The sequence below is a fragment of the Paraburkholderia tropica genome, from assembly GCF_900109265.1.
GTDB lineage: Bacteria > Pseudomonadota > Gammaproteobacteria > Burkholderiales > Burkholderiaceae > Paraburkholderia > Paraburkholderia tropica.
Genome location: NZ_FNZM01000007.1, coordinates 214,644 through 228,459 on the forward strand (window position 1 = coordinate 214,644; position 13,816 = coordinate 228,459).

Sequence of the window (13,816 nt, forward strand, 5' to 3'; positions counted from 1 at the left end):
TATAAACACCGGAGAATGAAGCGGGAATTACCGTTTTGTTATGCCTTCTAAAGCGAAACAATATGGCTTATCGAAATGATTAAGGTCAATGAAAAAAATGGATTTAGGAACCAGAATCCACTCGAATTTCATGTGGAGACCAATTTTTGTCTCGATGAATTTCACGTGAGTTGTTGAGTATTCCCGCAACCACGTGTGTAGCCGGCGTGTGCACGTAACGCGGGTGGCATGCTGGATTGTTCGCTACTTGAGCCGGGTCGGCAGGCGTAGCGAAATATCCGGAAAATTTTTTGATGGCAATAAGCTATTTATTCTGAATGGCGTGATTATTTGTCGCAGTGAAAGTGGGGTGGTCGATCGATTGACGCATCGAGTTTTCGATTGACCGGATTCAATCGCAGTGGATTGGCGGTAGAAAAATCTAGAACGAAGTCGTCGGTGGGTAGTGCGGTTACGCCTCGTTGCGCGGTTGGGGAAACCCGGGCGTAGTCCGCACGGTTGTGAAGAACTAACACAGGATTACTAATGACCAGGATCGTATTATCGGCGGCGCTCGTCGCGGCAGGGGTGCTGACGGCATCGGTCGCGCATGCGCAGAGCAGCGTGACGCTGTGGGGCCAAATGGATGTCGGCATCAACTATGTCAGCAACCAGGGCGGCACACGCAACTTCATGATGGACGACGGCGTCAACGGGCCGGATCTGCTGGGCCTGCGCGGCGTCGAGGATCTCGGCGGCGGCACCAAGGCCATCTTCGAACTGGTGGATCAGTTCTCGGTCGATACCGGCGAATTCACGGCAGACCAGAGTCTCTTTTCTCGCACGTCGCTGGTGGGCCTGCAGAACGACCGTTTCGGCAAGTTGACGGTGGGGAATCAGTACGAATTCATGACGGACACGCTGTTCTTTAACGGCGACGATCCCTCGGAACTGTCCGGCCACTTCTACGACTTCCGCGCCGGTCCGTTCCAGAAGCTCGACCTGCCCGGCAACCCGACGGGTTCGTTCGACTGGGACATGATGAGCGGCGGCACGCCGGTCACCAACTCGGTGAAGTATGTCTCGCCGCGATTCGGCGGATTCAACTTCGGCGCGATGTACGCATTCGGCAACGTTGCGGGTTCGGTGGGTGCGGGCAACGCGCAGAGCTTTTCGCTGAGCTACAAGGCGGCCTCGTTCGGTGCGGACGCGGCTTATACGAACATCAAGACGTACACGGCAGGCTCGCCGCAGATCAGCGTGCGTCGCTGGGGCGCGGGCGCGCATTACGACTTCGGTAACTGGCGCACCAATGCGCTGTTCACGACCGTGCATAACTCGGAGAACGGCGGCTCTGTCTGGGAAGTCACCGCGGGTGCTGAATACCACTTCACGAGCGCGTTCAAGATGGGCGCTTCGTACATGTATATGAAGGGCAATCAGACCGTCGATAACAACCACGCCAACCAGCTTTCTGGCATCGCCGAATACTCGCTCTCGAAGAACACGAGCGTGTACGCCATGGCGCTTTATCAGATTGCGAACAAGGGCGCGCAAGCGCAATTGAGCGGGCAGAACACCACCGAAGACGCCTCGAGCAGCAACGTTCAGACGGTCGCACGTATCGGTATTCGTCATCGTTTTTAAACGTGCCAGCCACGTGAATTTCCGGCGTGATTCATGTTCCGGAAATGCGCCCGTCGCCGCGTGGATAAAAAAACACCATGCGGCAACGGGCGACGAAACGGCGAATCAAGCACTCGCAGCACGAGGTCCAGACATGATCGATATCCAGAAAGGCTCGCCGTATGAATGACTATCTTTATCGCATTTCGGTCGCGCTCGGCGGCATGTTGTCGTGCATGCCGACGCTTCCCGGCTCCGAGGCGCTCGTCAACGTGCTGAACAAAACCTTGCGACACGATATTCCTGCGAAAACGCTCAAGTTACTCGAAGGTCGTGCGCTGCAGGCGCAGGTTGCCGACATTGGCGTGCGTTTCGATTTCGCGGTATGCGATGGCGTATTCGAAGCGCTCCCGGAGCCGCGCGAAGTGGACTTGAAAATGAGCGCGACGTTCGAAGATTTCCGCGCGGTAATCGGCGGCGAGACGCCGTTCGACACGCTGTTTTATAGCCGGCGGATCGTACTCGAAGGCGATCTCGACATTGGATTCGCCGTCAAGGAAATGTTTTCGGACATGGATTTCGGCACCACCTCGCTGGAGACCGTCATGCAATTGTGGCGCACCAATATGCCTCGCAATCTCGGCGCCTAGCGCCAACGTGTTCCCCGCGATCGTTTTCGCCGAGATCGCCAGTTGAAGATTTGCAGAAGCACGGCCAGCCGGGCCGTGTTGCATCATTTGTGAGGATTGTCTATGTTCGTCGCCAGCAGGACGGAGCTCGACTCCCTGATTGCGCGCGTGAAAAAAGCGCAGGAAATATTCGCCACGTTCCAGCAGAAGAAAGTCGATGAAATCTTTCGCAGCGCTGCGCTCGCCGCGTCCGAAGCTCGCATTTCCCTTGCACGCATGGCGGTGGAAGAGACGGGAATGGGCGTGCTCGAAGACAAGGTCATCAAGAATCACTTCGCGTCGGAGTACATTTACAACGCGTGGCGAGACGAAAAGACCTGCGACGTGATTGCCGTCGATGAAAGCGCGGGCACGATGACGATTGCGGAGCCGGTCGGGCTCGTTTGCGCGATCGTGCCGACCACCAATCCCACCTCCACCGCGATCTTCAAGGCGCTGATCGCACTGAAGACGCGCAACGGCATTATTTTCAGCCCGCATCCGCGTGCGCGCCGCTCGACCTGCGAAGCCGCGCGCATCGTGCTCGCAGGCGCGGTGGCGGCAGGCGCACCCGCCGATATCATCGGCTGGATCGATGCGCCGAGCGCCGAATTGTCCGATCACCTGATGACGCACGACGACATCAATCTGATTCTCGCGACGGGCGGCCCAGGCATGGTGAAGGCCGCGTATTCGTCGGGCAAACCGGCCATTGGCGTGGGCGCGGGCAATACGCCGGCCGTCATCGACGAAACCAGTGACATCAAGCGCGCCGTCGCCTCGATCCTGATGTCGAAGACATTCGACAACGGCGTGGTATGCGCGTCGGAGCAATCGGTGATCGTCGTGGATGAAATCTATGACGCGGTACGCGAGCGCTTCGCAAAGTCGGGCGCGTATGTGCTGTCGCCGGAAGAAGCGGGCGCAGTGGGCACCTTCCTGATCGTCGGCGGCCGCCTCAACGGCGATATTGTCGGGCAATCGGCGGTGACCATCGCGGATATCGCGGGTGTGAACGTGCCCGAGAATACGAAGATCCTGATTGCGGAAGTCACCTCATACGGCGAAGACGAACCGTTTGCGCACGAGAAGTTGTCGCCTACGCTCGCCATGTATCGCGCGCGCGACTTCGCTCACGCAGTGGAAATCGCCGAAGCGCTCGTCGAGCTGGGCGGCATCGGTCACACGTCGGTGCTGTATACGGATCAGGACAATCAGCGGGATCGTGTCGCGCTGTTCGGCAAGCGTTTGAAGACCTCGCGCGTGCTGGTGAATACGCCTTCGTCGCACGGCGGCATCGGCGACCTCTATAACTTCAGGCTCGCGCCGTCGCTCACGCTCGGCTGCGGTTCGTGGGGCGGCAATTCCGTTTCGGAAAACGTCGGTCCGCAACATCTGATCAACCGGAAGATCGTCGCGAAACGGGCGGAGAATATGCTGTGGCATAAGCTGCCGAAAAGTATTTATTTCCGCCGTGGCTGTTTGCCGTTCGCGCTAGAAGATCTGCGTGACAAAACGCGCGCGACGATCGTGACCGATCGCTTTCTTTTCACGCAAGGCTATGCGGGCGAATTGATTCGAACGCTCAAATCGCAGGGGCTGGAGGTCTCGGTGTTCAGCGACGTCGAGGCGGACCCGACGCTCGACATGGTGCGTCGCGGCGCGGTTGCACTGCGCGCGTTCAAGCCCGATGTGATCGTTGCGTTCGGCGGCGGCAGCGCCATGGACGCGGCCAAGATCATGTGGGTCATGTATGAGCACCCTGAAATTCGCTTCGAGGAACTGGCGCAACGTTTCATGGATATTCGCAAGCGTATTCATCGTTTCCCGCGTCTGGGCGTGAAAGCGGAGCTCGTCGCCATTCCCACCACCTCGGGCACGGGTTCCGAAGTCACGCCGTTCGCCGTCGTGACCGACGAGAAGACCGGACTCAAATATCCGATTGCCGATTACGAACTCACGCCGAATATCGCTATCGTCGATGCGGATCTCGTCATGCACATGCCGCGCGATCTCACGGCTTACGGCGGCATCGATGCGGTCACGCATGCGCTCGAAGCGTATGTCTCCGTGATGGCAAACGAGTATTCGAACGCGCAGGCGTTGCAGGCGCTCAAATTGTTGAAGGTGTATTTGCCGTCCGCATACGCGCGCGGCGCGGGCGATCCGGTTGCTCGCGAGCAGGTTCACAACGGCGCGACGCTTGCGGGTATCGCCTTTGCGAATGCTTTCCTCGGCGTGTGTCACTCGATGGCGCACAAACTCGGCGCGGAATTCGGTCTTGCGCACGGCCTCGCGAATGCGTTGCTGATCGCGAACGTGATTCGCTACAACGCGAACGATGTCCCGTCGAAACAGGCGGCCTTCAGCCAGTACGACCGGCCCGTCGCGCGCTGCCGTTACGCGGAGATTGCCGACGCGCTTTCGCTCGGCGGTGTTTCAGTGGACGAGAAGGTCGAGGCGCTGGTGGCGTGGATCGAGGAACTCAAGCAATGGCTCAACATCCCGGCGTCGATTCAGGCGGCGGGTGTGCCCGAAGCGCGATTCCACGCGTGTCTCGACGCGCTCGCGGAAAATGCGTTTGACGATCAATGCACGGGCGCGAATCCGCGCTATCCGTTGATTGCCGAAATCCGCCAGCTACTGCTCGACAGCTACTATGGGCGGGCTTATGTCGAACGCGTCGGCGACGTGGCTGAACCCGAAGTCACCGTTGCCATAGACGGACTGTAAACGTAAAAAACCCGGTCGCCCATCGGGCAACCGGGTCGTCGATTCGCGCGGGTCACTCGGCGTCACGCGCTGTGCAACACGCTCGACAAGCCCCGCGCCGAACGATGCGATCGTTCGCGCAGGGCGACTCTCATGGTGCGATCAAGACCGATCAGAAGCGGTGGCGGATGCCGACCGTGCCGACGACCTGCGAGCTCGACGACGACGCCGAGAAACCGACGATATCCGCGCCGATGCCCGAATCGCCCGTGCTGCCCACGTGCTGGTACGCAGCTTCGGCGTACACGTCGGTGCGCTTCGAGAGCGCGTAATCCGACTGCAGCGTGATCTGGTGGTACTTCGGATCGACGCCCTTCAGGCTCGCATCCGTGTACGTGTACGCGCCCGAGAACGACAGGGCCGGCGTCAGGTTGTAACGCGCGTTGATTTCATAGTTCGTGAAGCGCGCGCTGCCATCGAGGCCGATGCCCGACGACGTGCCCGAGTTCGACGAACCGATCAGCGTGGCGTTGCTCAGTTGCGTCTGCGTGAAGACGAAACCGACGTTCGCTGCGCCGAACGCGTAGTTCACGCCTGCGCCGTAGGTGCGTTGACGGCCTGCCGTGAAGGTGGCGTCGGTGCTGACCGCGCCGCTCGTGTTGCTCGAACCCGAGCCGTTGACCTGCAGGTAGCCGGCGCCGAACTTCAGGCCGCCGAATGCGTACGATGCGCCGACGCTGTATGCGCGGTTGTCGGCGAAGCCGTCAGCTTCGTTCGAGAAGCCATAGAGGGCGCCGAACTTGAAGCCGTTGTAATCGACGCTCTGGAACTTGACCGAATTGCTGATACGGAACGAGTTGTTCAGGTTGTCGTTGTCGTACGGGTGCGAGGCGATCGTGCCGCCGTATTGCGTGCCGTTGAGCGCGAGCGGGGCGAGATAGTCGACCACGCTGTCATACTGGCGGCCGAGCGTGAGCGAACCGTACTGGTTGCTCGACAGACCGACGAATGCCTGGCGGCCGAACATGCGGCTGTTTTGCTTGAGCGCGCCGCTCATGACGCTGAAACCGTTTTCGAGGACGAAGATCGCCTTCAGGCCGCCGCCGAGGTCTTCCTGACCCTTCAGGCCGAAACGGCTGCCGTTCAGCGCGCCGCTGGTGGCTGCGAATTCATGCGCGCCGCCCGAGTTGCTGCTATAGGCGATGCCTGCGTCGATCAAACCGTACAGCGTGACGGTGCTCTGTGCGTGGGCGACGCTGGCGAAACCGGCGGCAGCGACTGCGAGAGCGGAAAGGGTAGTCTTTTTCATCGTTACTCCGTGGAATTGTTATTCGCTCGATGAGAGCGAGCGCGGAGCATAACGCGATATCCAAAATTGTTTTTTACGCTTGTGGTCTGCACGCCACGATTCGAATCACCGATTGTTCTTTGTTATTCCCGTTTATTACGTGACCGGTCTGTTCGATCGAAATGTGCCGTAAAAAACGATGTATTTGCTCGTTGTCGACGCGCTTCGAGCACACTGTGGAACGCGATTATCACGAGTTTTCTGAAATATTCGTTAATCGAGATTACGAATTATTGCGAAAGTCGAATAGCGCAATGAAATGCAAGCTATTCCGAAACGTAATGTGCCAATCGACATTTACGGGGCGACTTCCGCAGACATTTTCAGCGGCGAATTGCGTCGTTGGGTGCGATTCGACGAGTGACATGAAAGCCACACGCAAGCGCGCAGTGTGACTACGGCGCAACAGTCTGCGACACAGCGCTTCACCACCAATTTTTACGGTTGTTTACCGGCATTGCGGCATGCCGATCTGCGCGGAGGCTTGTCGCGCAAGGCTGACACAAGCGCACGCATTCGGGCGCGCGATGGCCGCGCGAGTTCAATTCTTACTCGTCGTTACCGCAACCTTCCAATCTGACAGTTAGTAAGGAGAATCATTCTCATTTGCAGCTATGATCGCGGCCTTTGATGCACCTTGGGTCAAACGACCCGCTATTGGTTGATTACGCTGCGGAAACTCAAACATTCATGAACCGAACCACACACTCACCCGTGCAGGCGTTTCGCCTGGCTCCGCTCGCCGCTGCGGCTTTCGCGCTCGCCAGCCTGTCCGTCCACGCGTATGCCGCCGATGCCACGAGCGATAGCGCCACCACGGACAGTGCGAAGTCGTCGGTGTTGCCCGCCGTGAGTGTGAAAGCGGCTCGCGCCGCGCTGCCCGGCGACCTTGCGCCGGCGTATGCGGGCGGGCAGGTCGCGAGCGGCGCGTCGATCGGCGTGCTCGGCAAGCAGAAGATGCTCGACGTGCCGTTTTCGGTCACGAGCTACACGTCGAAGCTGATTCAGGATCAGCAGGCGCAAACGGTCGCCGACGTCGTCGCCAACGATCCGGCCGTGCGCACCGCGCTCGGCTACGGCAACTTCTCCGAGACCTATATCATCCGCGGCTTCCAGGTCTATTCGGACGACGTGGGCCTCGACGGCTTCTACGGCCTCACGCCGCGCCAGATGGTCGACACCGGCGCGATCGAGCGCGTCGATATCTTCAAGGGCGCGAGCGCGTTCGTGAACGGCGCGGCGCCGGGCGGCTCGGGCGTGGGCGGCACGATCAACGTGCAGACCAAAGTCGCGGACGATAAGCCCGTCACGCGCGTGACGGTGGAGGGCAGCGCGTCGGGCGAACTCGGCACGCACGTGGACGTGGGCCGCCGCTTCGGCGACAACGACCAGTTCGGCATTCGCGTGAACCAGACCGTGGTGGGCGGCAGCACGGCCGTGCAGAACCAGCACAGCCACTCGCAGCAAACCGCGATTTCGCTCGATTATCGCGGCGACAAGCTGCGTCTCTACGCCGACTTCCTCTATCAGAAGAACAACATCACGGGCGGCCGTCCGGGCGTGTTCGTGACGGGCGACGACATGCCGTCCACGCCGTCGGCGAGCTACAACTACGCGCAGCCGTGGACGTATTCGAAGCAGGAAGACACGGTTGGCATGCTGCGCGGCGAATACGACATCGCGCCGAACTGGACCGCTTACGCGGGCATCGGCTCGCGTCATACGACCGAACTGGGGCAGTACGAGACGCCCACCTACGATGCGGGCTCGACGACGGCGTATCGGATGAACACGCTGTTCAAGGAAAACGCGATCTCGGCGCAGACGGGTGTGCGCGGCAAGTTCAATCTCGGCCCGGTTTCGAACCAGGTCAATGCGGGCTGGCAGATCGAACGCATCGCGGAGTACGGCGCTTATAACTGGAGCTACGGCCTCCCGTGGTCGACGAGCCTCTACAACACGGCGACGGTTGCGATCCCGGGCACCACGTATGGCGCGGGCGACTTCTCCGATCCGGGCCTGACGAGCACGACGCTGATGCGCAGCTTCGTCGTGTCGGACACGCTCGGCTTCTTCCACGACCGCCTGCTGCTCACGGTCGGCGCGCGCCATCAGAACATCGTCGAAAACGGCTATGAATACGGTTCGGAAACGCAGGACTCGGCGTACAACGATTCCGCGACCACGCCGATTCTCGGCCTCGTCTACAAGCTTCAGCCGAATCTGTCGATCTACGCGAACCGCGCGGAAAGCCTCGTCGAAGGCGGCACGGCGCCGAGCGGCACGGCCAACGTCGGCCAGGTGCTCGCCCCGTTCCGCGCCAAACAATACGAAGCGGGCGTCAAGTACGACGCGAATCATTACGGCGCGGCGTTCGCGATCTACCAGATCAAGCAGCAGGTCGCGTACACGAACAGCGTGACCAACATCTACGCCGCGGACGGCATTCAGCGCCACCGCGGCGCGGAGTTCTCGATGTACGGCGAGCCGCTCAAGGGCCTGCGCGTGATCGGCGGCGTGTCGTATATCGACGCCAAACTGATGGACACGGGCGACGCCTCGGAGAACGGCAACCGTCCGATCGGCGTGCCGGCGTGGACCTTCAACGCGAACCTCGAATACGACGTGCCGCAACTGCCGGGCCTCACGCTGATGGGCCGCGCGATCTGGACCAGCTCGCAGTATCTCGACACGGCGAACACGCAGAAGATCCCGTCGTGGACGCGTTTCGACGTGGGCGCGCGCTACAAGACGCAGATCCTCAAGCACGACACGAGCTTCAACGTGATGGTGACGAATCTCGCCAATCGCTCGTACTGGTCGTCGGCGCTCGGCGGATATTTGACGCAGGCCGAGCCGCGCACGGCGTGGTTCTCGGTGACGACGGACTTCTAAAGGGAGCCATCGCGCATGCCGCGCATAGCTGCTATGCGGCATGCGCGCGCCCAACGCCATGCGCGGTCCGGATAATTTCAGGCATTCCGAAGCGCGTCCGGCCCAGCGGCTGAGTTCGCGCGACACCTTGCAACAGGGAGCCTGAACTCATGTCTGAAATCGCCCAGCCGCGCAACGGCGGCCGCATCCTCGTGGACGCGCTCGTGCGCAATGGCGTCGATACCGTCTACTGTGTGCCCGGCGAAAGCTATCTGCCGGTGCTCGACGCCCTGCACGACGCGCATGGCGTGCGCACGATCACCACGCGCCACGAAGGCGCGGCCTCGAACATGGCCGATGCCTACGGAAAGCTGACGGGTCGCCCTGGCATCTGTTTCGTGACGCGCGGCCCCGGCGCCACGCACGCGAGCAACGGCGTGCACACGGCGAGCGAAGATTCCACGCCGATGATCCTGTTCATCGGCCAGGTCGAGCAGGATTTCATCGGTCGCGGCGCGTTCCAGGAAGTCGATTACCGCCAGATGTTCGGCGGCATCGCCAAGTGGGTCACGCAGATCGAAAGCGTGGAGCGCATTCCCGAGATCGTCGCGAAGGCGTTCAGCGTGGCGCTCTCGGGCCGTCCGGGTCCGGTCGTGATCGCGCTGCCCGAAGACGTGCTGTTCGGTGCGGCCGCCGTGGCCGACGCACCCGCCGTGCGCATCGCGCATGCCGCGCCGGAACCGCAGGCGCTCGACACGCTGCGCGAATTGCTCGACGCCGCGACGCGTCCGCTGGTGGTGGTCGGCGGCACGGGCTGGGACGCCGAATCGGGCGCCGCGCTCAAGCGCTTCGTGCACGCCAACAATCTGCCGGTCGCGGCCTCGTTCCGCCGCCAGGATCTGTTCGACAATCGCGATCCGCATTACGTCGGCCAGCTCGGCCTCGGCGTGTCGCCGAAACTGTCGGATCGCGCCAAAGAGGCCGATCTGGTGATCGTCGTCGGTTCGCGTCTCGCGGAAACGACCTCGTCGGGCTACACGGTGTTCGAGAGCCCCGCGCCGAAGCAGACCATGGTGCATGTCCATCCCGACGCCGAGGAACTGGGCCGCGTGTTCCAGTCGCGTCTGCCGATTCACGCGTCGCTGCGCGCGTTCGCGCTGGCGCTCGACGGTGTGAAGCCGGTCGCGGCCGCCTCGCAGCAGCGCTGGCAGGCGTGGACGGAAACGGCGCGCGCCGACTACATCGCGCATTCAACGCCGCCGGCGCCGAGCGCGGAAATTCGTGGCGTGGATCTCGCGCAGGTCGTCGCGCATCTGAACGACGTGCTGCCCGACGATGCCGTGATTTCGAACGGCGCGGGCAACTACACGGTCTGGGTGCATCGTTTTTACCGCTATCGCAGCCCGGCCACGGAACTCGCGCCGACCAACGGCGCGATGGGCTATGGCTTCCCGGCGGCCATCGCGGCGAAAATCCAGAATCCGCAGCGTTCGGTCGTGTGCTTCGCCGGCGACGGCTGCTTCATGATGTATCCGCAGGAACTGGCGACGGCGGTGCAGTTCGGCGCACCGCTGATTGTCATCGTCGTGAACAACAATATGCTCGGCACGATCCGCATGCATCAGGAGCGCGAATATCCGGGCCGCGTGTCGGCCACGCAATTCGTGAATCCCGATTTCGTGGCGATGGCGCAGGCTTTCGGCGCACATGCCGAACGTGTCGAGCGCACCGAAGATTTCGCGGCGGCCTTCGAGCGCGCGCAGCGTGCCGGCGTGGCGGCGCTCATCGAGCTTCGCACCGATCCGTTGCAGATCACTCCCGCTAACCGTTTGAGCGCATGAGCATGACAACCGACATTCAAGGCATGATGATCATCGGCGGCACGCCGGTGAAGGGCGCCGATGGCGTGACCTACGCGCACGCGGCGCTGACCGGCGAGGCGCTCGCGCCCGCCTTCGGCTGCGCGAGCGCCGACGACGTCGAGCGCGCCTGCACGCTGGCAGCCGACGCATTCGACGCCTACCGCGCACTCTCCGACGAGCGGCGCGCCGCGTTTCTCGAAGCCATCGCCCAGGCGCTCATCGATCTCGGCCCGGCGCTCACCGAACGCGCGCATCTCGAAACCGCGCTGCCGATGGCACGTCTCGAAGGCGAGCGCATGCGCACGGTGAATCAGCTGAAGCTGTTCGCGGCGGTCGTGCGCGACGGCCGCTGGCACGGCGCGATCGTCGATCCGGCGCTGCCGCAGCGCGCGCCGCTGCCGCGCCCGGATCTGCGTCTGCGACGCATCGGCCTCGGACCGGTCGCCGTGTTCGGCGCGAGCAATTTCCCGCTGGCGTTTTCGGTGGCGGGCGGCGACACGGCGTCGGCGCTGGCCGCAGGTTGCCCGGTGATCGTCAAGGCGCATCCGGCGCACCTCGGCACGTCGGAACTCGTCGGGCAGGCGATCGCCCGCGCCGCGCGCGAAACCGGCATGCCGGACGGCGTGTTCTCGCTGCTGATCGGCGAAGGCACGGCGGTCGGCGAAGCGCTCGTGCGTCATCCGGAGATTCAGGCCGTGGGCTTCACGGGCTCGCGTCAGGGCGGTCTCGCGCTGCAGCGCATCGCGCAGGCGCGCCCCGAGCCGATTCCCGTCTACGCGGAAATGAGCAGCATCAATCCGGTCGTGCTGTTGCCCGCCGCGCTTGAAGCGCGCGGCGAGCAGATCGCCAGCGAGTACGCCGATTCGATCGTGCTCGGCACGGGCCAGTTCTGCACGAATCCGGGCATCGTGCTCGCGCTCGAAGGCGCGGCGCTCGACGCGTTCTGCGCGAAGGCTTCGCAGGCCATCAGCACGAAGGCCGCGACGACCATGCTGACGCCCAACATCCACGCCGCGTATTGCCGCGGTGTCGATCGCCTCAGCGCGCTGGCCGACGTGACGACGCTCGCGAACGGCCGTGAAGCGGCAGGCGCGTTCGACGCGGTGCCCGCGCTGCTGCGCACCGATGCGCGCGCGTTCCTCGCCGAAGCGGAGATGCAGGAAGAAATCTTCGGGCCGAGTTCGCTGATCGTGGCGTGCCGCGATCTCGACGAGCTGCGCACCGTGCTGCGCCGCATGAGCGGCCAGTTGACGGCCACCGTGCATCTCGACGAAGCCGATCACGAGCACGCCCGCGCGCTGTTGCCGACGCTCGAGCGCAAGGCGGGCCGCGTGCTGTTCAATGCGTTCCCGACCGGCGTCGAAGTCAGTCATGCGATGGTGCACGGCGGCCCGTTCCCGGCGACGTCGGATACGCGCACGACCTCGGTTGGCGCGACGGCCATCGACCGTTTCCTGCGTCCGGTCTGCTATCAGTCGGTGCCCGATACGCTGCTGCCGGACGCGCTCAAGCAGGCGAATCCGCTCGACATCTGGCGTCTTTACGACGGCGATCTGAAGCGCGATTAACGTCGGAATTAAAGCCTGAATTAAAGCTGGAAAGTACAACGCCCGCGAATGCATCTCACGATGCGCTCGCGGGCGTTTTCGTTGGCGCCGCGGTTTTTAAAAGCGCGGGCTGGATCGGTCAGCCTTCCGAAAGGTGCGGTTCGTCCGGCGTGCCGGGCGTGAGCGCCGTGCCGGGCCAGTCGCCGCTCGTCACCAGATCGGCGGCGACGTCGCGAATCATCTGCGCCACGCTCCAGACGCCGTCCGGCATCGTACGATTCTGCGGCCACGCAATCGCCACGTCGCGCATGACCACGGGATTGTCGAGCGGCACGCATTGCAGGCGGCCATCGGCGACTTCCTCGATCACGGAAGCGGCGGGCAGCACCGTGCAGCCGCATTGCGCGATCACGAGGCGTTTGGTCAGCGAGATCGAGCCGTCGCATTCGAGCACGATGCGCGGCGTGAAGCCGTGGCGCGCCGCGAGCGATTCGACCAGCACGCGCAGGCCGTGATGCGTGCTCGGCAAAATGAGCGGCACCTGGCCGAGCAGGCTGACGTCGGCGAGTCCTTCGGGCAGTGCGTAATTCGCCGGCGCGACGAGACAGATCTGTTCCGCGAGCAGCGTGTCGAACTGCATCGCGCCGCGATGCTCGGGCACGTACATGACGGCCAGATCGATTTCGCCGTCGCTCAGGCGGCCGAGAATCTGGCTCGCGAGACCTTCGATAAAGCGCACGCGCGTATTCGGATAACGCGCGCGCAGCCGATGGCCGAGGCTCGCGAACATGATGCGGGCAATCGTGGGTTGAGCGGCGATGACGAGCCGGGCGGGCCCGCTTTCGACGCCGCTGCGCATCGCGCCGCGCGCTTCGTCGAGCGTGCGTTCGAGCGTTTGCGCATAACCGAGCAGCTGGGCGCCGCGTTCGGTGAGCCCGACGCCACGGCCGCTGCGGCGGAAGAGACGCACGCCCAGTTCGGCTTCGAGCACGGCGATACGGCGGCTGACGGTGGACTGGTTCGCGCCCAGTTCCATCGCGGTGCGCGAAATGCTGCCGGTCTTCGCGACGTGGGCGAAGACGGCGAGGTCGTCTGAGTTCATGGGCGATTCACGAGCGGCGATGTACGCGCGAGTACCGGGGTGGCCGCGGGAGTGGCCGTGCGCATGATGGAGGCGCGGGCCGGTACGGATTGCGCAAG

At 62.8% G+C, this 13,816-nt stretch carries 8 protein-coding genes; 6 read left to right on the forward strand and 2 right to left on the reverse strand.

Annotated features, from left to right (window positions below; all coding sequences use genetic code 11):
* Nucleotides 1-525: 525 nt before the first annotated feature.
* From BMY06_RS13385 to adhE, 3 genes are all read left to right on the forward strand, one after another.
* Nucleotides 526-1,626 carry a porin gene (locus BMY06_RS13385; RefSeq protein ID WP_074983628.1) on the forward strand — a complete coding sequence of 367 codons (1,101 nt, stop codon included), beginning with the start codon at nt 526-528 and terminating at the stop codon, nt 1,624-1,626.
* Between the two features lie 161 nt (nt 1,627-1,787).
* Nucleotides 1,788-2,255: a ubiquinone anaerobic biosynthesis accessory factor UbiT gene (gene ubiT / locus BMY06_RS13390; protein ID WP_065058454.1), complete on the forward strand. Its 468-nt coding sequence runs from the start codon at nt 1,788-1,790 to the stop codon at nt 2,253-2,255.
* A gap of 102 nt (nt 2,256-2,357) precedes the next feature.
* Nucleotides 2,358-5,006, forward strand: a complete 2,649-nt coding sequence (gene adhE / locus BMY06_RS13395) for a bifunctional acetaldehyde-CoA/alcohol dehydrogenase (protein ID WP_074983630.1) — start codon at nt 2,358-2,360, stop codon at nt 5,004-5,006.
* 151 nt (nt 5,007-5,157) lie between these two features.
* On the opposite strand, the gene BMY06_RS13400 is transcribed toward adhE, so the two are convergent.
* On the reverse strand, nt 5,158-6,294 hold the full coding sequence (locus BMY06_RS13400; RefSeq protein ID WP_065058457.1) for a porin: 1,137 nt from the start codon (nt 6,292-6,294) through the stop codon (nt 5,158-5,160).
* 729 nt (nt 6,295-7,023) lie between these two features.
* Between BMY06_RS13400 and BMY06_RS13405 the strand changes: the two genes are divergently transcribed.
* The 3 genes from BMY06_RS13405 (at nt 7,024) to BMY06_RS13415 (ending at nt 12,637) form a co-directional block, all read left to right on the forward strand.
* Nucleotides 7,024-9,228 (forward strand): TonB-dependent receptor, encoded by a 2,205-nt coding sequence (locus tag BMY06_RS13405; RefSeq protein WP_074983632.1) that lies wholly within the window; start codon nt 7,024-7,026, stop codon nt 9,226-9,228.
* Nucleotides 9,229-9,377: 149 nt separating this feature from the next.
* A complete protein-coding gene (locus BMY06_RS13410) occupies nt 9,378-11,048 on the forward strand; it encodes a thiamine pyrophosphate-binding protein (protein WP_065058460.1) in 1,671 nt (556 codons plus the stop codon).
* A 2-nt stretch (nt 11,049-11,050) separates the two neighbouring features.
* Nucleotides 11,051-12,637: an aldehyde dehydrogenase (NADP(+)) gene (locus BMY06_RS13415; protein ID WP_074983634.1), complete on the forward strand. Its 1,587-nt coding sequence runs from the start codon at nt 11,051-11,053 to the stop codon at nt 12,635-12,637.
* A 118-nt stretch (nt 12,638-12,755) separates the two neighbouring features.
* Here BMY06_RS13415 and BMY06_RS13420 read toward each other — a convergent pair whose 3' ends face one another.
* Entirely contained in the window at nt 12,756-13,718 is a 963-nt protein-coding gene (locus BMY06_RS13420) for a LysR family transcriptional regulator (RefSeq protein ID WP_065058463.1), read from the reverse strand.
* Between the last annotated feature and the right edge of the window lie 98 nt (nt 13,719-13,816).